We start from the raw sequence: 20,168 nt of genomic DNA on the forward strand, positions 1-20,168 counted from the left end.
AGTTGCAATGACGACCATGCGCGCCGCCGTGCTCACTGCCCCGAAACGCTTCGAGGTTCGGGAGGTCGCCATGCCGATCGTCGGACCGGACGATGTGCTCGTCCGGGTCGCGCGCACGGGCATCTGCGGTACTGACATTCATATCTTCAACGGCCACTACGCGGCTGACCGGCTTCCGCTCGTCCCAGGACACGAGTTCTGCGGAACGATCGCCCAGCTTGGCGCCAACGTCCGCCATCTTGCGGCCGGAGCACGCGTGGTGGTCGATATCAACATCGGCTGCGGCAGCTGCTATTGGTGCCGTCGCAACGAGGTTCTGAACTGCGCCGAGGTTACGCAGGTCGGTATCGGTCGGGACGGCGCCTTTGCCGAATATGTAGCGGTTCCGGCGCGACTGGCGATCCCGGTTCAGGCTGATATCGCCGATGCGGTGCTTGCGCTCACGGAGCCGGTCGCCTGCGTCGTTCGTGCGGCGCGCAAGGCGCAGGCGACGTTCGGCCAATCGGTCCTCATCTTTGGCGCCGGACCGATCGGAAACCTGCATGTGCAGATGATGCGCCTTGTCGGCGCGGCGCCGATCATTGTCGCCGACCTTTCGCCAGACCGTTGCCGCATGGCGATCGAGGCCGGGGCGGATGCGGCGGTGTCGGATCCAACCGAACTGAAAGCCGTGGTTCACAAGATGACCGGCGGACGCGGGGCGGATCTCGTGATCGAGAGCGTCGGCAACCGGAAGCTCTACGAACAGGCATTCGATCTTGCGCGACGCGGCGGCCATGTCGCCTTTTTCGGCATCACCCCGCCCGGCGAGACCGTAGCTCTCGACAGCCTGCGAACGGTGTTGGAAGAAGGGAGCCTCAAAGGTTCTGTTGCCGGGATGGGCGAGGATATGCACGACGCACTCACGCTTCTGTCGCATGGCCGGTTCCGCACGCAGGATTTCACCAAGGCAAGCTATCCGCTGGAGGCCATTCAGGAAGCCTTCGAGACGATCGGCGAGCGGCCGCAACACCTGAAGACCCAGATCGCCATCGCGGCGTAAACTATCGAAGTGGAGGTACCAGATGGACCAGACGAAGACGTTTCTTGCTCCCCCGTCCGCAGCGCGCAGCTTCGGGTTCTTCATCGACGGGCAGTGGAAAGAAGGGACCGACCACTTCGAACGCGCCTCGCCAGGCCATGGTACGCCGGTCACGCGCACCGTTCGCTGCACGATCGATGATCTGAACGCGGCGGTAGCTGCGGCGCGCAATGCCTTCGAGGACCGCCGCTGGTCCGGGCTTTCCGGGGCTGCGCGCGCCAGCGTTCTCTTGCGCGTCGCCGAAATCCTGCGTCGCCGCCGGGACGAGATCGCCTATTGGGAGACGCTCGAAAACGGCAAGCCGATCTCGCAGGCGCGCGGCGAGATCGATCATTGCATTGCCTGTTTCGAGGTCGGCGCCGGTGCCGCCCGCCTCCTGCACGGCGACAGCTTCAATTCGCTCGGTGACGACCTGTTCGGTATGGTGCTGCGCGAGCCGATCGGTGTCATCGGCCTGATCACGCCCTGGAACTTCCCGTTCCTGATCCTGTGCGAGCGCGTGCCTTTCATCCTGGCGTCCGGCTGCACCATGGTGGTGAAACCGTCTGAAGTCACCTCCGTGACCACGCTGCTTCTGGCCGAGGTTCTGGCGGAAGCCGGCCTGCCTGCCGGCGTCTACAATGTCGTCACCGGTTCCGGCCGCTCGATCGGGCAGGCGCTTGCCGAACATCCTGACGTCGACATGCTTTCCTTCACGGGATCGACGGCCGTTGGGCGCTCCTGCGTCCACGCTGCCGCCGACAGCAACTTCAAGAAGCTGGGCCTCGAGCTCGGTGGCAAAAACCCCATCATTGTCTTTGCCGACTCCGACCTTGAGGATGCCGCTGACGGCGCCGCTTTCGGCATCAGCTTCAACACCGGACAATGCTGCGTTTCGTCGTCGCGCCTGATCGTCGAGCGTTCTGTCGCGGCGGAGTTCGAAAAACTCCTGGTCGAGAAGATGAAAAAGATCCGGGTCGGCGATCCCCTGGACGAAGGCACCCAGGTGGGCGCCATCACCACTGAGGCCCAGAACGCCACGATCCTGGACTATATCGCCAAGGGCAAGGCGGCAGGCGCCAAGCTTCTCACTGGTGGCGAGACGATCGATCTTGGCCACGGCCAGTACATCGCACCGACGCTTTTCTCCGGCGTTTCCCGCGACATGGCGATTGCGCGCGACGAGATTTTCGGCCCGGTTCTGTGCTCCATGCATTTCGACACGGTCGAGGAAGCCATCCAGCTCGCCAATGATACGGTCTACGGCCTGGCGGCGAGCGTGTGGACGAAGAACATCGACAAGGCACTGACCGTGACACGGAAAGTGCGTGCCGGCCGCTTTTGGGTCAACACGATCATGGCGGGTGGCCCTGAGATGCCGCTCGGTGGTTTCAAGCAGTCCGGTTGGGGCCGTGAGGCCGGCGTCTACGGGGTTGAGGAGTATACGCAGGTGAAGTCCGTTCACGTCGAGATCGGCAAGCGTTCGCATTGGATTGCATGATGTCGCAAGGCTATGATTATGTGATCGTCGGAGGCGGTTCCTCCGGTTGCGTATTGGCGGCGCGACTCTCTGAAAATCCGTCGGCGCGCGTCTGCCTCATCGAGGCCGGCGGGCGCGACAGTCATCCGCTGATCCACATGCCCGTCGGCTTTGCCAAGATGACCGCCGGTCCGTTGACCTGGGGACTGAAAACCGCGCCCCAGAAACACGCCAACAACCGTGAAATCCTCTACGCCCAGGCAAAGGTGCTCGGCGGTGGCTCCTCGATCAATGCGGAGGTGTTCACGCGTGGGCATCCTGGTGATTACGACCGCTGGGTCGAGGAGGGGGCTGACGGCTGGGGGTTCAAGGATATCCAGAAGTACTTCCTGCGCTCCGAGGGCAATACGATCCTCTCGGGCACATGGCACGGAACGGACGGCCCGCTCGGTGTGTCGAACATTCCCGAGCCGCAGCGCATGACGCGCGCCTTCGTGCAAAGCTGCCAGGAACTCGGCATACCCTACAATCCTGATTTCAATGGTCCGCTCCAGGAAGGATCTGGCGTCTACCAGACAACAACCCGGAACAACCGCCGTTGCTCTGCAGCGGTCGGTTATCTCAGGCCGGCCCTGAAGCGCAAGAACCTCACGGTCATCACCGGGGCGCTCGTGCTGCGTGTCGTCTTTGAAGGGCGACGCGCCGTCGGCGTTGACTATCAGGTCGATGGCAAGCGGATGACCGCGCGCGCCGACAGCGAGGTGCTCTTGACCTCGGGTGCGATCGGCACGCCGAAGCTGATGATGCTTTCGGGTGTGGGTCCTGCCGCAGCACTTCGCAGCCACGGCATCGATGTGATCCAGGATCTGGCCGGCGTCGGCGAAAACCTGCAAGACCATTTCGGCGTCGATATCGTCGCGGAGTTGAAAGATCACGACAGCCTCGACAAGTACAACAAGCTGCATTGGTCGATCTGGGCGGGTCTTCAATACACACTGTTTAACTCCGGCCCAATCACCTCCAACGTGGTTGAGGGCGGGGCATTCTGGTACGGCGACAAGACGAGTCCCTATCCGGATCTGCAGTTCCATTTCCTCGCCGGCGCCGGCGCGGAAGCCGGCGTGCCCAGTGTGCCAAAGGGTTCCTCCGGCATTACGCTCAATTCCTACACGTTGCGCCCGAAGTCGCGTGGGACTGTCACTCTTCGCTCAGCGGACCCGCGCGATCTTCCGATCATCGATCCGAACTTCCTTGCCGACCCCGAAGACGTGAAGATCTCGGTCGAAGGCGTCAAGATCAGTCAGGAGATCTTCGCTCAGCCTTCGCTGGAGAAGTACATCAAGATGAGGCACTTCCCGAGCCGGGATGTCCGCACGGAAGCGGACTACGTCGCCTATACCCGCCAGTACGGCCGCACATCCTATCATCCGACGTGCACGTGCAAGATGGGGCGCGACGAGATGTCGGTGGTCGATCCGCAACTGCGCGTGCACGGGCTTGACGGCATCCGCATCTGCGACAGTTCCACCATGCCGAGCCTTGTCGGGTCCAACACCAACGCGGCAACGATCATGATCGGGGAAAAGGCCGCAGACATGATCCGCGGCAATGCCTGATCAGGCTGGCCGATCGTAAAAAAAAGGGCGGCTCGTGGGCCGCCCTTTTTCTATCAGTCCCATTCAGGAACCCAGGGAAGTTGTCCTGGTTTGATGATGCGGTAACCGGTGGCCGTCAGCGCGTCGATCCTTTGCATGTCGATCGACGAGAGAGTGAAATCCATGATCTCGAAGTTCGCGCGGATGTTTGCCGGCTTGGTGGACATGGTATTGAGCGGAACGCCTTTCTGGATAATCCAGCGCAGCGCCACTTGTGCTGCGGACTTGCCGTAGGTCTCGCCGATCTCGGAAAAAAGGCCGTGTTTGAAGATCTCTCCACGGGCGATCGACGCATAGGAGGTGATCGGGATTCCTGTTTCCGCGGCGGCCGCGAGCAGTTTCTCCTGGTTGAGTAGCGGGTGGAATTCCACCTGATTGGTCACGAGCGGAACGTCGACGATGGACCGCGCTTCCCGCATCATGGCCGCCGTGTAGTTCGACACGCCGACAGATCTCGTCAGCCCTCGTTCCAGCGCGGATCGAAGCATGCGCAGCGAGGGGGCGATCTCTCCGTGGGCCGGCGGCCAGTGCAAGAGAAGAACGTCGACGCAATCGGTCTTCAGGGCTCGAAGGCTCGTCTCGACCGAGGGGAGAAACGTCTCGTCCGTGTAGTTGTCCGGATGCACTTTCGTGGTGATGCAGAGTTCAGAACGGGGAACGCCGCATTCCGCCAGTGCTTCGCCGGTGTCAGCCTCGTTCCCATACATCTGCGCCGTATCGAAGGCACGATAGCCGACGTCGATAGCGGCCTCGATCGCTCGTCGCAGTTCGTCCCCCTTCAGCGGGTACGTGCCAAAGCCGCGCTGAAAGCTCTTCTGGAAGTAGATGTTCATGCCTCCCCCTTGGTCGATTGCCGAGCTGGCGTCGAATGCCGGTCATTCGAAAATCGCGCCGGCCGGCTTGTCTTGTCGCGAATTAACATATAACTAGTTAGTTACTTCAGGCAATGAAAAACGGAGGATCAGGCGATGAAGAAGGTGAAGAGCGCGCAGGAGGCGGTGCGGCTCATCAAGGATGGCTCGGTCGTCGCCGTGAACTCTTCGTCCGGCCTTTGCTGCCCCGATGCGGTGTTGAAAGCGCTCGGCGAGCGCTTTGACAGCGAAGGCCATCCGCGCGGCCTCACCTCCATTCACCCGATCGCCGCCGGCGACTTTTTCGGGACGCGCGGCGTCGATCACATCGCCAAGCCCGGAATGCTGGTGAAGATAATCGGCGGCTCCTATCCCTCCGGGCCAAGCAACGCCGAGCCGCCGCTCATCTGGCAAATGATCCTGAAGGAGGAACTCGCCGCCTTTAACGTGCCCTCCGGCATCGTCTTCGACATGCTGCGTGAAGGTGCTGCCAAGCGTCCGGGCGTGCTGACGAAGGTGGGGATGGAGACCTTCGTCGATCCCGAACAGGATGGCTGTGCCATGAATGACCGCGCGCGGGCTGAACCGATCGTCAAGCGCGTGTCGTTCGAGGGCGAGGACTGGCTGCATTTTCCGGCCATCCGCCCCGATGTGGCGATCATTCGCGCAACGACCGCCGATGAGAAGGGCAACCTGACCTTCGAACAGGAAGGGGCGACGCTCGGCGCGATGGAAATGGCACTCGCAGCCCGCAATTCCGGCGGTCTTGTGATCGCTCAGGTCAAGCGGGTGGCGGCAAGTGGCACCCTTCGTCCCCACGATGTGCGCGTGCCCGGCATCCTCGTCGACATCATCGTTGAGGCGCCGGATCAGCTGCAGACGACGGCAACGCCCCACGACCCGGCGATCTCGGGCGAGCTCTTCCGGCCGCTCGAGACGTTTCGCACGCCGGCGCTGGACGTCGGCAAGGTGATTGCTCGACGTGTGGCGCAGGAGCTCGAGGATGGCTGGGCAGTCAACATTGGCTTCGGCATATCAGCCAACGTGCCACGGATACTCATCGAGGAAGGGCATCACGGCAAGGTCACCTGGGTGATCGAACAGGGCGCTGTCGGCGGTGTTCCACTGCTCGACTTCAAGTTCGGCTGTGCATCTAACGCCGAAGCCTTCGTCGCCTCGCCGCATCAGTTCTGTTACTTCCAGGCGGGCGGATTTGACTGCTCGCTGCTGTCCTTCCTGGAAATCGACGCCGAGGGCTCGGTCAATGTCAGCCGTCTTGCAGCCACCCCGCACCGCACGGCAGGCGCCGGCGGCTTCGTCGACATCACGTCGCGCGCAAAGAAGATCGTGTTCTCCGGCAATTTCAATGCCGGCGCCAAGATGCGCGTCGACGATGGCCGGCTCGTGATCGACAAGGAGGGGCGCATCGCCAAGTTCGTGCCGAAGGTCGATCAGGTGAGCTTCTCCGGCAAGCGCGCCCGCGCTCAAGGGCAGGACATCAGCTACGTCACGGAGCGCTGCGTCATCCGTCTCGACAGCGAGGGGCTCGTTGTCACCGAAGTTGCGCCGGGTCTCGACCTTCAACGGGACGTGCTTGATCAGGCGGCAACGCCCTTTCGGGTTTCAAAGACGCTGAAGCGGATGGATGGCGCCCTGTTCCGCCCCGAAGCCATGGGGCTTTCGCTGTGAGTGATGCGCGGATTGAACTGGTCGTCACTGATCGCATCGCGCGGCTGACGCTCCGTCGTCCGGAGAAGCTGAATGCGATCGATGCGGACATGGTGGAGGCGCTTGTTGAGGCCTGCCGCGCCATCGAGCGTTCGAATGCGCGTGTGGCCATCCTCTCGGGCGAAGGCGAAAGATCCTTCTGCGCCGGCGGCGACATCGATGCGTGGAGCAGTCTCGACGCCGACATGTTTTCCCGTCGCTGGCTGCGTGATGGCCACGACGCCTTCGATGCGCTGGCGCGCCTTTCCGTGCCGCTGATCGCCGTCTTGAACGGGCATGCGCTCGGCGGCGGATTGGAACTCGCCGCCTGTGCCGACCTGCGCATAGCCGAGGCGCATGTGAAGATTGGCCAGCCGGAGCCGGGGCTTGGCATCATCCCCGGATGGTCGGGCACGCAACGCGCCTCGCGCCGGTTCGGAGCCCAGCTGGTGCGACGCATGGCGCTTTTCGGCGAGGCCTACGGTGCCGGGGAGGCGCTGTCGCTCGGGCTTGTCGACAGGGTGGTTGCAGAAGGCGAGGGGCTTGCCGCAGCACAAGTCGCTGCCGAGCGGGTGCTGCAACGTTCGCCGCGGGCGACGGAACTCACCAAGATGCTGATCAATGCGGCCGAGGGTGAAGAGAGCGAACGCGTGGTTGAGGCGCTTGCTGGCGCGGTGGCAGCAGCCTCGAGCGATCTAATGGAGGGGCTTGCGGCCTACCGTCAGAAGCGTTCGCCAAAGTTCAACCGATAGGTCGGCGCCGTTCTCCCGGTGACCCGGCCCTTGATGGCGGTGTCTCATGAAATCTGACGATAAAAAATTCCTCGCAGACCTCTTTCGCGCTGCGATCGAGGCTGCGGACCCGGAAAATGCCCTGCGCGCCCATCTCCCGAGCCAGCCACGCGGACGGACCGTCGTCATTGGGGCGGGCAAGGGGGCGGCCCAGCTCGCCGCCGCTTTCGAAAGGCTCTGGCGCGGTCCGCTCGAAGGCGTTGTCGTCACGCGCTATGGTTATGCCGCCCCGTGCACGCGCATCCGCGTACTTGAGGCCTCCCATCCCGTGCCCGATGCAGCCGGATTGCAGGCAACAGATGCGCTTTTCGAGGCTGTGCGCGATCTTACCGAAGATGACCTTGTCGTTGCGTTGATCTGCGGTGGCGGTTCGGCCCTGCTGCCGTCTCCGCCGGGCCAGCTTACGCTGGAAGAGGAGGTGCTATTCAACCAGACCCTGCTTGCAAGTGGCGCGCCGATCTCTGTCATGAACGCCATCCGCAAACAGGTCTCGGGTATCAAGGGCGGTCGTCTTGCGGCCGCCTGCCATCCGGCAAAGGTCGTCACCTTGGTGGTGTCGGACGTGCCGGGTGACGATCCGGCGCAGGTTGCCAGCGGGCCGACCATCCCGGACACGACGGATCGCGCGCTGGCACGTAACCTGGTTAAGACCTGGGGCATTGCCCTTCCGGCGCGGGTTGCCGCATGGCTGGAGGGCAACGAAGGTCTGGCGCCTCTCCCAGGCGATCCGGTCTTTACGAGGAACGAGGTCCGGGTGATCGCGTCTGCGAACCTCTCGCTGGAGGCCGCCGCCGCCCGCGCTGCGTCACTTGGCGTTCCCGCGGTCATCCTCTCCGATTCGATCGAAGGAGAGGCTCGCGATGTCGCGCGCGTTCACGCGGCCATTGCGCGTGAAGTCGCCGGTCGCGGCCGGCCGTTCTCGCGCCCTGTCGTCATTCTTTCGGGTGGAGAAACCACCGTCACGATCAAAGGCGGCGGCAAGGGCGGGCGCAACACGGAGTTTCTGCTTTCCCTCGCTCTTGCGGCCGACGGGATCGGCTTCTCCGCAATCGCCGCCGATACCGATGGCATCGATGGCTCGGAAGACAATGCCGGCGCCTTTGCCGACGGGCAGAGCATGGCGCGCTTGCGCAACCTGGGGTGCGATCCTTCGGCCCTGCTTGCCGACAATGACGCCTGGACGGCCTTCCATCATCTCGGCGACCTGTTCGTTCCCGGGCCGACCGGAACCAATGTCAACGACTTCAGGGCAATCCTGATCCGCTAACCCGCGCCGTTGCCGGCGCGGGTTCGGCGTTGCTCAGGCCGGAACGGGCGCGTCGTCGCGCAGGAGGCCCTTGTGCTTCAGGTCCGCCCAGAAATCTGTCGGGATCGGATGCGAGAACCAGGCCAGGTTCTGCTCCAGCTGTTCGATCGTGCGCGTACCCGCCATGAAGGATGGAACGGCGGGATGGGCGACAACAAACTGCAGCGCGGCTGCGGCCAGTGGCACGTTATAGGCAGCGCAGACGGCTTCGATCCTTGCAACTTTTTCAAGGATTTCGCGCGGTGCCGGCGCATAGTTGTACTTCGCACCTTCCCTGGCGCCGGTCGCGAGGATCCCCGAATTAAACCCGCCGCCCACGACAACGGCGGCGCCGCGCTCCTGGCAGAGCGGCAGAAAGCTATCAAGCGCATCCTGTTCGAGTAGCGTATAGCGCCCCGCCAGCAGGAAGCAGTCGAAGTCGCGACGCAGCAACGCTTGCTCGCAGACCTGCCATTCATTGACGCCCACACCGATGGCCTTCACGACCTTCTCGGCTCGCAATCTTTCCAGCGCCCGCCAGGCGCCGTCCATCGCCTGCTCGAACACTTCAGGTTGCTCGCTGCCGCGCGTGAAGGCGTCGATATCGTGGATGAAACACATGTCCATGCGCTCCAGTCCCAGTCGTTGCAAGCTGTCCTCGAAAGCCCGCATCGTCCCGTCGTAGCTGTAGTCAAAATGCATCGTGAAAGGTGCGGCATTCGTCCAGGGGGCAAAATCGATCGTGTCGCGCCGCGCCGGGCGCAAACGCCGGCCCACCTTGGAGGCGAGCACGAAGTCGTCACGTTCCTTCCAGCGCAGCGCATGACCCGTGCGCAGCTCGGCGAGGCCATGGCCATACATCGGGGCGGTGTCGAAGAAGCGGACGCCGGCCTCCCAGGCGCGCGCGAACATTGCTTCCGAGGTCGCCTCGTCGATCTCGCGAAAGATGTTGCCGAGGGGTGCCGTTCCGAAGCCGAAGGCGGTCACCTCCAGCTCCGTCCTTCCGAATTTTCTCTTTTGCCCAGGGTGCATGTTTTCCTCCATAAGTAACTGAATGGTGAATAGTATGCATGGCCCTAAACGGCTGTGCAAGCAGCATCCTTTTCGGCCTCCAAGTTTTTCGTCTTGACGACATCCGGCTTCAGAATATATGTAACTAGATAGTTACTAGAGATGAGGCGAGGCAGATGTATCTCACCGAAACGCAGGAGCAGGTGCGCGACATGGCGCGTGCCTTTGCCGACGAAATGATCCGCCCGATGGCAGAGGAGCTCGACCGCGAGGAGCGCTTCCCAGCGGGGCTTTACGATGAAATGGCAAAGCTCGGCCTTTTTGGCATCGGCGTGCCGGAAGAACTCGGCGGGCCGGGGTTCGATACGCTCACTTACGCGCTTGTCATGGAGGAGTTGAGCCGCGGCTACGCATCCGTTGCCGACCAGTGCGGCCTGATCGAGCTCATCTCGACCTTGCTCGTCCGCCACGGGACCGAAAGCCAGCAGGCGATGTTGCCTAATATCCTCGGCATGCGCGCCAAGGTCGCCTATTGCATCACCGAACCGGAAGCCGGCACTGACGTTTCGGGCATCCGCACCACGGCAGAGCGTGACGGAAACGGCTGGCGGCTCAATGGCGGCAAGATCTGGATCCACAACGCGCCAGTCGCTGACTACGGCTTCGTACTGGCCAGGACCGACAAGGAAGCGGGAAACCGCGGCATGTCGATCTTCATCGTCGACCTGCACGCGGCGGGTGTCGAAAAGGGGCCCAAGGAACACAAGATGGGACAGCGGGCGAGCCAGGTCGGCGCGCTGAATTTCGACGACGTCAAGCTTTCGGCCGACGCTCTCTTGGGCACGGAAGGCCGCGGCTTCCACATGATGATGTCGGTGCTCGACAAGGGTAGGGTCGGCATCGCGGCGCTCGCCGTCGGTATCGCCCAGGCGGGGCTCGAAGCGGCGCTCGACTATGCCGGGACACGCAAGCAGTTCGGCAAGGCCATCGCTGATTTCCAGGGTGTGCAGTGGCTCCTTGCCGACATGGCGAAGGACATCGAGGCTGCCCGTCTGCTCGTCCATTCGGCCGCTTCCAAGATCGATAGCGGCGCCGACGCCACCAAGGCCTGTTCGATCGCCAAGTGCTTTGCCGGTGATGTGGCCGTGCAGCGGACGGCCGATGCAGTGCAGGTCTTTGGCGGCTCCGGCTACATTCGCGGATTCGAAGTCGAACGCCTCTACCGCGATGCGAAAATCACGCAGATCTATGAGGGCACGAACCAGATCCAGCGCATGATCATCGCGCGCGAACTCCTGAAGAAGGGCGCACGGGCATGACCGGGTCTGAGCCTCGCCCCGTCGCACTGGTGACGGGTTCCTCGCGCGGGATCGGGCTTGCCGCCGCAGAAGCCCTGGCGCGGGAAGGATTTGCGGTCGCGCTCAACGGACTGCCGGATGATGCCGAGCTGCCGTCAGCAGTCGAGCGGATCGCCGCTTACTGTGTCCCGGTCATGGCTGCGGCCTTCGATGTCAGCGCGATTGCCGGCCACGATAGCGCGCTCGCAGCGATTGAAGCCGAACTGGGCCAGATCACGACGCTCGTCAACAATGCGGGTGTCGGCGTTCTCAGGCGCGGCGACATGCTGGAGGTGTCGGAGGAAAGCTGGGATCGCTGCTTCGCCGTCAACACCAAGGGCATGTTCTTTCTGAGCCAGGCCTTTGCCCGGCGTCTTGTCGCCCGTAGCAAGGGGGCGCTCTTCCATTCGATCATCAATGTCACCTCGTCGAATGCCGTCGCGGTGGCCGAACAGCGGTCGGAGTACTGCGCGTCGAAGGCGGCAGCCGCGATGGTCTCCAAGACGCTCGCCGTCCGGCTTGGACGGGAAGATGTCGCCGTCTACGACGTCCAGCCTGGTCTGATCGCCACGGAGATGACCGCACCCGTCATCGACGCCTATCGCGAGCGGGCTGAGGAGGGGCTCACGCTCTTCCCGCGCGTCGGAAGGCCCGAGGAAGTCGGTGCCCTGATCGCATCGCTTGCGGCGGGGCGTCTTCCCTACACCACTGGAATGACGATCCCGGCTGACGCCGGCATGCTCGTCCCGCGCTTTTGAGGTCCCCATGAAAATCGCGCTTCCCGATACTGATGGACGCCTGTCCGACTATGCCCTCAGCGGCACGCCGATCGCGACTGCGACACTTGGCAGGAACCCGGCGCGTGTCGTCTATTCCGCGGCTCACGTGGTCGCCGACCCGTTCACAGCCAGCGATCCGTCCGGCCGCGCCGCCGTTGACTGGGAAAAAACCATGGAGTTCCGCCGCTATCTCGCGGGCCTCGGGCTCGGCATCGCCGAGGCGATGGATACGGCGCAGCGCGGCATGGGCCTCGACTGGCCGGGCGCTCTGGAACTGATCCGCCGCACGCGGGAAGAACTGCCGGACGCCGTCGTCGCCAATGGCTGCGGAACTGATCATCTCGACCCGGCGACCGTCACGAGTATCGAAGATGTTCGGAGAGCCTATCTGGAACAGGTCGAGGCGATCCAGAAGGTCGGCGGGCGACTTATCCTCATGGCGTCTCGCGCCCTGGTGCGGGTCGCTGAGCGACCGGACGATTACGTCAAGGTCTACTCCGATGTGCTGGCCGCCTGTGACGCGCCTGTGATCCTGCACTGGCTGGGCGAGATGTTCGATCCGCAGCTCGCCGGCTATTGGGGCAGCAGGGATTTCGACCCGGCGATGCAGACCGCGCTTGCCGTCATCAACGCAGATGCAGCCAAGGTCGACGGCATAAAAATCTCCCTTCTCGACAAGGAGAAGGAAATCGTCATGCGCCGCCGGCTGCCTGCCGGCGTTAAGATGTACACGGGTGACGACTTCAACTATCCCGAACTGATCGAGGGCGACAGCGAAGGATTTTCGCATGCCTTGCTCGGTATATTCGACCCCCTGGCCCCGGCTGCGGCTTACGCGGTGGAGAGACTTGGCGAAGGGGATCGCGCAGGCTTTCGCGCAACGCTTGATCCGACCGTGCCGCTCGCGCGGCTGATCTTCCGGGCGCCGACGCAGTACTACAAGACCGGAGTCGTCTTCCTTGCCTGGCTGAACGGCTTTCAGGATCACTTCGTGATGTTGAATGGCGCGCAGGCCATGCGGCCGCTGCCTTACTTCGTCGAGCTGTTCAGGCTCGCTGACCAATGCGGGCTCTTGCGGGATCCGGCGCTTGCCGTGGATCGGATGAAGAAGCTGCTTGCGCTCTATGGAGCGTAGCTATGCGTGATTTCACCACCGACCATTCCGCCCTGGCGCTGAACACCGCCAGCCTCGGGCACAACCTCGATGGCCATGGGGCGGGCTGGTCGCCCGAGCGCGTTATCGACGCCTGTGCGGAACGTGGCTTCGGCTCGATCGTCTTCTGGCGCCGCGAGATCGGCTCGCGCGCGATTGAAATCGGCGAACGAGCGCGGGCATGCGGCCTCTCGATTGCCGGTCTCTGCCGCACACCGTTTCTCGTCGGTGCGGAAGCTGTCGATCGGCAAAGGGTCATCGACGAGGCGAAGTCATCGATCGACATGGCAGCGGGGCTCGGAGCACCGGTGCTGACGATCGTGGTCGGCGGCGTGCATCCGGGAACCAAGGGCACGGGAGAGAGCCTGAAGATCGTCGCCGATCGCGTCGGCGAGATTGCGCCCTATGCCGCCGGCCGCAACGTCAAGCTGGCGCTCGAGCCGCTCAATCCTGTTTATGCGGGGAACCGGTCCTGCCTGACGACGCTGCGGGATGCCGTCGATATTTGTGATGTGGTCGGGGCGACCAATCTCGGCGTCGCCATAGACGTCTACCATGTGTGGTGGGACAGCGAGATCCAAGCCCAGTTGCAGCGCGCGGGCGCCGCGCGGATCTTCGGATATCACCTCTGCGACTGGCTTGCCGACACGCGCGACGTGCTTCTCGATCGCGGCATGATGGGCGATGGGGTCGCTGACCTGAAGACGCTGCGACGGAGCGTCGAAGACGCGGGTTATGCGGGTCCCTGCGAGGTCGAGATCTTTTCCGCAAACAACTGGTGGAAGCGGGACCCGGGCGAAGTCCTCGACGTAATGGTCGAACGCTTCCGCACAATCTGCTGACGATTTGGCTGCTGACGATTTGGGAGGCAAACATGAAGATCCTGGTCACCGTCAAACGGGTCGTTGACTACAACGTCAAGATCCGGGTGAAGGCAGACGGTTCGGGCGTCGAACTTGCGAACGTGAAGATGTCGATGAACCCCTTCGACGAAATCTCGGTCGAAGAAGCGCTCAGGCTGAAGGAAGCCGGCAAGGCTGAGGAAGTCGTCGTCGTTTCCGTTGGTCCGGCCAAGGCCGAAGAGACGCTGCGCACCGCGCTCGCCATGGGGGCGGACCGCGCCATCCTGGTTGAGACCGAAGACCAGGTCGAGCCGCTCGCTGTCGCCAAGATCGTCAAGGGTGTGGCCGAGGCTGAACAGCCGGGCCTGATCATCGTGGGCAAGCAGGCAATCGACGACGATTCGAACCAGACCGGCCAGATGCTGTCCGCCCTGCTCGGCTGGGCGCAAGGCACCTTTGCCTCCAAGGTCGAGATCGGCGATGGCAAGGCAACCGTGACGCGCGAAGTCGACGGCGGTCTGCAGACCATCGACATCAAGCTGCCGGCCGTCGTCACCACCGACCTGCGCCTGAACGAGCCGCGCTACGCCTCGCTGCCGAACATCATGAAGGCGAAGAAGAAGCCGCTCGACAAGAAGTCGCCGGCCGACTTCGGCGTCGACACCGCTGCCCGCCTCAAGGTGCTGAAGACCGAGGAGCCGTCGGGCCGCAAGGCCGGCATCAAGGTCAAGTCGGTCGCCGAGCTCGTCGAAAAGCTTAAAGTCGAAGCCGGCGTGCTCTGATTAGGAAGGGAGATTTTATCATGGCCATTCTTCTTCTGGCTGACCACGACAGCAACCACCTTTCCGACCAGACCGCCAAGGCGCTGAGCGCGGCCTCGAAAATCGCCAGTGGGACTGGAGCCGATGTGCATGTGCTGGTCGCCGGCGCCGGCGCCAAGGTTGCAGCCGAGCAGGCCGCCAAGCTTGCGGGCGTTGCCAAGGTGCTCGTTGCCGACGACGCTTCGCTTGCCAACAACCTGGCAGAGCCGCTCGCTGCCCTGATCGTCTCGCTCGCCGGCAGCTACGACACCATCGTGAGCGCCGCGACCTCGGTCGGCAAGAACGTCATGCCGCGCGTTGCAGCCCTGCTCGACGTTTCCCAGGTCTCGGAAATCATCGAGGTCGTCTCTTCCGACACCTTCAAGCGCCCGATCTATGCCGGCAACGCCATCCAGACGGTGCAGACGACCGAAGCCAAGCGCGTCATCACCGTGCGCACCGCTTCCTTCGCTTCCGCCCCTGAAGGCGGTTCGGCCGCGATCGAGAGCGTCTCGGCTGCCGCCAACCCGGGCGTTTCCTCCTTCGTCGCCGACGCCCTGTCGTCGTCCGACCGCCCGGAGCTGACGTCTGCCAAGATCATCATCTCCGGTGGCCGTGCGCTCGGTTCTTCCGAGAAGTTCAGGCAAGTGATCCTGCCGGTTGCCGACAAGCTCGGCGCTGCCGTCGGCGCTTCACGCGCTGCGGTTGATGCCGGTTACGCGCCGAACGACTGGCAGGTCGGCCAGACCGGCAAGGTGGTCGCGCCCGATCTCTACATCGCCTGCGGCATCTCCGGTGCCATCCAGCACCTCGCCGGCATGAAGGACTCGAAGGTCATCGTCGCCATCAACAAGGACGAAGAGGCACCGATCTTCCAGGTCGCCGACTACGGCCTGGTTGCCGATCTCTTCGACGCTCTGCCGGAACTCGAAAAAGCACTTTGAAGCGAACATGTCCAAGATGAGTGATCTGCCCGAACGCGAGAGCATGGAGTTCGACGTTGTGATCGTGGGTGCGGGGCCGGCGGGTCTTGCGGCAGCGATCCGGCTGAAGCAGGTCAATCCGGAGCTTTCGGTCGTCGTCTTGGAAAAGGGCGCCGAAGTCGGTGCGCATATCCTGTCGGGCGCCGTCGTCGATCCCATCGGCATCGACCGGCTGCTGCCGGGCTGGCGCGACGAGGCCGACCATCCGTTCAAGACCGAAGTGACGGACGACCACTTCCTGTTGTTGGGACCCGCCGGCTCGATCCGCCTGCCGAACTTTTTGATGCCGCCGCTGATGAACAATCACGGCAACTACATCGTATCGCTTGGGCTCGTCTGTCGCTGGCTGGCGACAAAGGCGGAGGAACTCGGCGTCGAGATCTATCCGGGTTTTGCCGCCACCGAAGTGCTCTACAACGACGAGGGTGCGGTCATCGGTGTCGCCACCGGCGACATGGGTATCGAGCGCAACGGCGAGCCGGGCCCGAACTTCGCCCGCGGCATGGCGCTGCTCGGCAAATACACCCTGATCGGCGAGGGCGTGCGCGGTTCGCTCGCCAAGCAGCTGATCGCCAAGTTCGATCTCTCCAGGGACAGCGACGTCCAGAAGTTCGGCATTGGTCTGAAGGAACTCTGGCAGGTCAAGCCCGAGAACCATCGCCCGGGTCTGGTACAGCACTCCTTCGGCTGGCCGCTCGGCATGAAGACCGGTGGCGGTTCGTTCCTCTATCATCTCGAAGACAACATGGTCGCCGTCGGCTTCGTCGTGCACCTCAATTACAAGAACCCCTATCTGTTCCCCTTCGAGGAGTTCCAGCGCTTCAAGACGCATCCGGCGATCCGCGGCACGTTCGAGGGCGGCAAGCGGCTTTCCTATGGCGCCCGCGCCATCACCGAGGGCGGTTACCAGTCGGTGCCGAAGCTGTCCTTCCCCGGCGGCGCGCTGATCGGCTGTTCGGCCGGTCTCGTCAACGTGCCGCGCATCAAGGGCAGCCACAATGCGGTACTTTCAGGCATTCTCGCGGCCGAGAAGCTGGCGGCAGCGATCGCCTCTGGCCGCGCCAATGACGAGCCGATCGAGATCGAACGCGGCTGGCGCGACAGCGCCATCGGCCAGGACCTGAAGCGGGTGAGGAACGTCAAGCCGCTGTGGTCGAAGTTCGGCACGGCGATCGGCGTTGGGCTCGGCGGTCTCGACATGTGGACCAACCAGCTGTTCGGCTTCTCCTTCTTCGGCACGCTGAAGCACGGAAAGACCGACGCGCAGTCGCTCGAACCCGCAGCGCAGCACCAGAAGATCGAGTATCCGAAGCCGGATGGGGTTCTGACCTTCGACCGGCTGTCCTCGGTGTTCCTGTCGAACACCAACCACGAGGAAGACCAGCCGGTCCATCTCCAGGTCAAGGATATGGAGCTGCAGAAGCGCTCCGAGCATGACGTCTATGCCGGTCCGTCGACGCGCTACTGTCCGGCCGGGGTCTACGAATGGGTGGAGAAGGACGGCAGGCAAGTCTTCGTCATCAACGCGCAGAACTGCGTGCACTGCAAGACCTGCGACATCAAGGACCCGAACCAGAACATCAACTGGGTGCCGCCACAAGGCGGTGAAGGCCCGGTCTATCCGAATATGTAATGGTCGGATGGCGGGCGGCATGGCCTGCGTGGACAGGGCCGGGAGCGAGACCAGAGATTTCTCCGCAGAATGCCGCCTGATGGACTTATAGGACGGTGCCCTGATATCAAGACTGGCGTATACGCCTTGTGGTTATAGTCACGGTTGGATAGCGTTGCTTTCACCCTCAGGAGAATGCCTATGATTGCCTTCGTATCGCTTCCGACATCGCTGGCCGCAGCGGCGAGCGGAATGGCAGTCTTGTCCTCGAGCAGAGGATAGTCAGCGCTCCCGTTCGGCTTTGAATACCTTTGGGTTTGTCAGAAAGCCGAAAATGATCACTGAAGTAACGAAAGATGATTTCGATGCGATGCTTGCCGGCTTCGCACGAGAAGGGCTCTGTCTTGCGCCCGACGTTGTAATCGCACCTCCGGAAGTGCTGGTCATGCTCCGCAGCCTTGCCGACGACGTTGGGCAACGGTTCGCGCCCGCGGCTTGGTGGATCGTGAATGAAGGCGAAGTCGTCGGCCTTTGCTCCGTCATCAGAGTTCCCCATGAAAGAGACGTTCATATCGGTTATGGCATCGCACCGACGCGTCAAGGGCGGGGCTTTGCTACAAAGGCCGTAAGCCAGATACTCTCCTGGGCGCGGAGCGATCCACGGGTCGCTCAGATTTCGGCTGAGACGGGCGTCGAAAACATCGCGTCGCAACGCGTTCTGGAGCGAAATGGCTTCCTGCGTGTCGGCCAACGTGTCGATGCCGAAGACGGCCTCGTCATCTGCTGGCGTGCAATGACAGAGTAAGGTAGCCGAACCGACGCTTCGGGGCGCCGCCCTGGAGCGTCGGTCGCTTCAGCAGCCTGTTCACGGTGCAGATTTGCCGCCGGACCGCCGGGAGAGCTTTCTCTTCAGATGAACCCGAAATCGACGGATGGGTTAAATTCCCGCCGGTCGTACGGATAGGCGTAGCAGGTGTACCAGATGCTGCCCTGACCGAGCAAAACAATCACTCGTTCAAGAAGGGTCATCCGGTATTCGCTCTTTCGAGCCGGTATAGTCGTCGGCATGTTGCTGGCATCCTCCCAATTTTTTGATCTGGCGAGCTTCAGTGTGCGGCCTCCATTTTCCTCATGGCGCGACGGATTTCTCACCTGCGTTGATCTTACTGACTATCCGGCTCGCAAATCACGCACGGAATGCCGAAGAGAGCTTTCAGGATTTTCGATGAAACAAGGCCGCCGAAATCCTCAAAACTAAAGGCAGCGCCGTGCGCCGCCCGGATTGCCGGAGGTGTGTTTCGGAAGCTCCAGGAGATCGTCGGAGGACCAATGCTCTCACACTTTAAAGACCCATCATTGTTTCGCCAGGCGGCCCTCGTTGGCGGCGAGTGGATCGAGGCGGACGCGGCAAACGCGATCGAGGTGAACAACCCGGCGACGGGCGAGATCATCGGCCGGGTGCCGAAGCTCGGCGCCAAGGAAACCAGGGCTGCGATCGAGGCCGCGCGTGTCGCCCGGAAGACCTGGGCAGCGCGCACGGCCAAGGACCGCGCCGGCGTGCTGCGCAAGTGGTTCGAGCTGATGATCGAGAACAAGGACGATCTCGGCCGCATCCTGACGCTGGAGCAGGGCAAGCCGCTCACTGAGGCGACCGGCGAGATTGTCTACGGTGCAAGCTTCGTCGAGTGGTTTGCCGAAGAGGCGCGCCGCATCTATGGCGACCTGATCCCCGGCCATCAGCCCGACAAGCGCATCCTGGTCATGAAGCAGCCGATCGGCGTCGTTGCGGCGATCACGCCCTGGAACTTCCCCAATGCGATGATCACCCGCAAGGCCGGCCCGGCCTTTGCCGCCGGCTGCGCCATGGTGTTGAAGCCGGCTGCCCAGACGCCGTTCTCGGCGATCGCCATTGCGATCCTTGCCGAGCGTGCAGGCCTGCCGAAGGGCCTCTTCAGCGTCATCACCGGTTCTGCCCGCGAGATCGGCGCCGAGATGACCTCGAACCCGGTCGTGCGCAAGCTCACCTTCACCGGCTCGACGGAGGTGGGCGCCGAGCTCTATCGCCAGAGTGCTGCCACCATCAAGAAGCTCGGGCTGGAACTCGGCGGCAATGCGCCGTTCATCGTCTTCGACGATGCCGATCTCGATGCCGCGGTCGAAGGCGCGCTGATCGCCAAGTTCCGCAACAACGGCCAGACCTGCGTGTGCGCCAACCGCATCTATGTTCAGGACAAGGTCTATGATGCCTTCTCCGACAAGCTCGCCAAGGCGGTCGCCAAGCTGAAGATCGGCAACGGTCTCGACGAAGGCGTGATCCTTGGCCCGCTGATCGACAAGGCGGCGCTGGAAAAGGTCGAGGAGCATATCGCCGATGCGACGTCCAAGGGTGCGCGGGTGATCCAGGGCGGCAAGCGCCACACGCTCGGCGGCACCTTCTATGAAGCGACGGTTCTGGCCGACGTCACCCAGGCGATGGCGGTTGCGCGTGAGGAAACCTTCGGGCCGGTGGCGCCGCTCTTCCGCTTCACCGACGAGGCGGATGTCGTCGAGCAGGCAAACGACACCGAATTCGGTCTCGCGTCCTACTTCTACGCCAAGGACCTGGCGCGGGTGTTCCGGGTCGCCGAAGCGCTGGAATACGGCATGGTCGGCGTCAACACCGGGCTGATCTCAACGGCGGAAGCGCCGTTCGGCGGCGTCAAGCTTTCCGGCCTTGGCCGCGAGGGCTCGCGCTACGGCATCGAGGAGTTCACCGAGATCAAATATGTCTGCCTCGGCGGCGTTGGCTGATAAGAGACAAGGAAAAGACCGCGGAGCTCGAG

At 63.0% G+C, this 20,168-nt stretch carries 18 protein-coding genes; 15 read left to right on the top strand and 3 right to left on the bottom strand.

Annotated elements, in window-relative coordinates:
* The first annotated feature begins 7 nt into the window (after positions 1-7).
* Genes FA04_RS28905 through FA04_RS28915 form a run of 3 tightly spaced genes read left to right on the top strand, consistent with a single transcriptional unit; the run spans position 8 to position 4,156 of the window.
* Positions 8-1,042, top strand: a complete 1,035-nt coding sequence (locus FA04_RS28905) for a zinc-dependent alcohol dehydrogenase (RefSeq protein ID WP_034801565.1) — start codon at positions 8-10, stop codon at positions 1,040-1,042.
* A gap of 22 nt (positions 1,043-1,064) precedes the next feature.
* Positions 1,065-2,561 carry an aldehyde dehydrogenase family protein gene (locus tag FA04_RS28910; RefSeq protein WP_034801567.1) on the top strand — a complete coding sequence of 499 codons (1,497 nt, stop codon included), beginning with the start codon at positions 1,065-1,067 and terminating at the stop codon, positions 2,559-2,561.
* Positions 2,561-4,156 (top strand): GMC family oxidoreductase, encoded by a 1,596-nt coding sequence (locus FA04_RS28915; protein WP_034801605.1) that lies wholly within the window; start codon positions 2,561-2,563, stop codon positions 4,154-4,156. The genes FA04_RS28910 and FA04_RS28915 overlap by 1 nt, the downstream gene beginning before the upstream one ends.
* A 53-nt stretch (positions 4,157-4,209) precedes the next feature.
* On the opposite strand, the gene FA04_RS28920 is transcribed toward FA04_RS28915, so the two are convergent.
* Positions 4,210-5,028: an aldo/keto reductase gene (locus tag FA04_RS28920; RefSeq protein ID WP_034801569.1), complete on the bottom strand. Its 819-nt coding sequence runs from the start codon at positions 5,026-5,028 to the stop codon at positions 4,210-4,212.
* A 135-nt stretch (positions 5,029-5,163) separates the two neighbouring features.
* Here FA04_RS28920 and FA04_RS28925 point away from each other — a divergent pair, with 135 nt between their 5' ends.
* From FA04_RS28925 to FA04_RS28935, 3 genes are read left to right on the top strand one after another with little or no spacing between them, the layout of a single operon-like run.
* Complete coding sequence (locus tag FA04_RS28925) at positions 5,164-6,735, top strand: acyl CoA:acetate/3-ketoacid CoA transferase (RefSeq protein ID WP_034801571.1); 1,572 nt, start codon at positions 5,164-5,166, stop codon at positions 6,733-6,735.
* The gene (locus FA04_RS28930) at positions 6,732-7,505 is read left to right on the top strand and encodes an enoyl-CoA hydratase/isomerase family protein (protein ID WP_051659588.1); all 774 of its coding nucleotides are present in this window, start codon (positions 6,732-6,734) and stop codon (positions 7,503-7,505) included. The genes FA04_RS28925 and FA04_RS28930 overlap by 4 nt, the downstream gene beginning before the upstream one ends.
* A 46-nt stretch (positions 7,506-7,551) precedes the next feature.
* Entirely contained in the window at positions 7,552-8,811 is a 1,260-nt protein-coding gene (locus FA04_RS28935) for a glycerate kinase type-2 family protein (protein ID WP_034801573.1), read from the top strand.
* Positions 8,812-8,844: 33 nt separating this feature from the next.
* On the opposite strand, the gene FA04_RS28940 is transcribed toward FA04_RS28935, so the two are convergent.
* Entirely contained in the window at positions 8,845-9,861 is a 1,017-nt protein-coding gene (locus tag FA04_RS28940) for an aldo/keto reductase (RefSeq protein ID WP_034801575.1), read from the bottom strand.
* Positions 9,862-10,016: 155 nt separating this feature from the next.
* Between FA04_RS28940 and FA04_RS28945 the strand changes: the two genes are divergently transcribed.
* From FA04_RS28945 to FA04_RS28980, 8 genes are all read left to right on the top strand, one after another.
* Positions 10,017-11,159, top strand: a complete 1,143-nt coding sequence (locus tag FA04_RS28945) for an acyl-CoA dehydrogenase family protein (protein ID WP_034801577.1) — start codon at positions 10,017-10,019, stop codon at positions 11,157-11,159.
* A complete protein-coding gene (locus FA04_RS28950; RefSeq protein WP_034801580.1) occupies positions 11,156-11,935 on the top strand; it encodes a 3-ketoacyl-ACP reductase in 780 nt (259 codons plus the stop codon). The genes FA04_RS28945 and FA04_RS28950 overlap by 4 nt, the downstream gene beginning before the upstream one ends.
* Positions 11,936-11,942: 7 nt before the next feature.
* Positions 11,943-13,091, top strand: coding sequence for a dihydrodipicolinate synthase family protein (locus tag FA04_RS28955; protein ID WP_034801582.1), 1,149 nt, complete (start codon positions 11,943-11,945; stop codon positions 13,089-13,091).
* A gap of 2 nt (positions 13,092-13,093) precedes the next feature.
* Positions 13,094-13,951: a sugar phosphate isomerase/epimerase family protein gene (locus FA04_RS28960; RefSeq protein WP_034801584.1), complete on the top strand. Its 858-nt coding sequence runs from the start codon at positions 13,094-13,096 to the stop codon at positions 13,949-13,951.
* Between the two features lie 32 nt (positions 13,952-13,983).
* Positions 13,984-14,733 (top strand): electron transfer flavoprotein subunit beta/FixA family protein, encoded by a 750-nt coding sequence (locus FA04_RS28965; RefSeq protein WP_064817059.1) that lies wholly within the window; start codon positions 13,984-13,986, stop codon positions 14,731-14,733.
* A gap of 20 nt (positions 14,734-14,753) precedes the next feature.
* Complete coding sequence (locus tag FA04_RS28970; protein ID WP_064817060.1) at positions 14,754-15,695, top strand: electron transfer flavoprotein subunit alpha/FixB family protein; 942 nt, start codon at positions 14,754-14,756, stop codon at positions 15,693-15,695.
* A gap of 7 nt (positions 15,696-15,702) precedes the next feature.
* Entirely contained in the window at positions 15,703-17,367 is a 1,665-nt protein-coding gene (locus tag FA04_RS28975) for an electron transfer flavoprotein-ubiquinone oxidoreductase (RefSeq protein WP_064817061.1), read from the top strand.
* Between the two features lie 313 nt (positions 17,368-17,680).
* Positions 17,681-18,151 carry a GNAT family N-acetyltransferase gene (locus tag FA04_RS28980; protein WP_034805413.1) on the top strand — a complete coding sequence of 157 codons (471 nt, stop codon included), beginning with the start codon at positions 17,681-17,683 and terminating at the stop codon, positions 18,149-18,151.
* 104 nt (positions 18,152-18,255) lie between these two features.
* On the opposite strand, the gene FA04_RS35425 is transcribed toward FA04_RS28980, so the two are convergent.
* Positions 18,256-18,414: a hypothetical protein gene (locus FA04_RS35425; protein ID WP_156553113.1), complete on the bottom strand. Its 159-nt coding sequence runs from the start codon at positions 18,412-18,414 to the stop codon at positions 18,256-18,258.
* A 261-nt stretch (positions 18,415-18,675) separates the two neighbouring features.
* On the opposite strand from FA04_RS35425, the gene gabD reads away from it, so the two are divergent.
* Complete coding sequence (gene gabD, locus FA04_RS28985) at positions 18,676-20,136, top strand: NADP-dependent succinate-semialdehyde dehydrogenase (RefSeq protein WP_064817062.1); 1,461 nt, start codon at positions 18,676-18,678, stop codon at positions 20,134-20,136.
* The last annotated feature ends 32 nt before the right edge of the window (positions 20,137-20,168 follow it).

The organism is Ensifer adhaerens, assembly GCF_000697965.2.
Lineage (GTDB): Bacteria > Pseudomonadota > Alphaproteobacteria > Rhizobiales > Rhizobiaceae > Ensifer > Ensifer adhaerens.

Coding starts and splice junctions, on each gene's coding strand:
- FA04_RS28905 (WP_034801565.1), top strand. CDS start 8: ATGACGACCATGCGCGCCGCCGTGCTCACTGCCCCGAAACGCTTCGAG.
- FA04_RS28910 (WP_034801567.1), top strand. CDS start 1,065: ATGGACCAGACGAAGACGTTTCTTGCTCCCCCGTCCGCAGCGCGCAGC.
- FA04_RS28915 (WP_034801605.1), top strand. CDS start 2,561: ATGTCGCAAGGCTATGATTATGTGATCGTCGGAGGCGGTTCCTCCGGT.
- FA04_RS28920 (WP_034801569.1), bottom strand. CDS start 5,028: ATGAACATCTACTTCCAGAAGAGCTTTCAGCGCGGCTTTGGCACGTAC.
- FA04_RS28925 (WP_034801571.1), top strand. CDS start 5,164: ATGAAGAAGGTGAAGAGCGCGCAGGAGGCGGTGCGGCTCATCAAGGAT.
- FA04_RS28935 (WP_034801573.1), top strand. CDS start 7,552: ATGAAATCTGACGATAAAAAATTCCTCGCAGACCTCTTTCGCGCTGCG.
- FA04_RS28940 (WP_034801575.1), bottom strand. CDS start 9,861: ATGCACCCTGGGCAAAAGAGAAAATTCGGAAGGACGGAGCTGGAGGTG.
- FA04_RS28945 (WP_034801577.1), top strand. CDS start 10,017: ATGTATCTCACCGAAACGCAGGAGCAGGTGCGCGACATGGCGCGTGCC.
- FA04_RS28950 (WP_034801580.1), top strand. CDS start 11,156: ATGACCGGGTCTGAGCCTCGCCCCGTCGCACTGGTGACGGGTTCCTCG.
- FA04_RS28955 (WP_034801582.1), top strand. CDS start 11,943: ATGAAAATCGCGCTTCCCGATACTGATGGACGCCTGTCCGACTATGCC.
- FA04_RS28960 (WP_034801584.1), top strand. CDS start 13,094: ATGCGTGATTTCACCACCGACCATTCCGCCCTGGCGCTGAACACCGCC.
- FA04_RS28965 (WP_064817059.1), top strand. CDS start 13,984: ATGAAGATCCTGGTCACCGTCAAACGGGTCGTTGACTACAACGTCAAG.
- FA04_RS28970 (WP_064817060.1), top strand. CDS start 14,754: ATGGCCATTCTTCTTCTGGCTGACCACGACAGCAACCACCTTTCCGAC.
- FA04_RS28975 (WP_064817061.1), top strand. CDS start 15,703: ATGTCCAAGATGAGTGATCTGCCCGAACGCGAGAGCATGGAGTTCGAC.
- FA04_RS28980 (WP_034805413.1), top strand. CDS start 17,681: ATGATCACTGAAGTAACGAAAGATGATTTCGATGCGATGCTTGCCGGC.
- FA04_RS35425 (WP_156553113.1), bottom strand. CDS start 18,414: ATGCCGACGACTATACCGGCTCGAAAGAGCGAATACCGGATGACCCTT.
- gabD (WP_064817062.1), top strand. CDS start 18,676: ATGCTCTCACACTTTAAAGACCCATCATTGTTTCGCCAGGCGGCCCTC.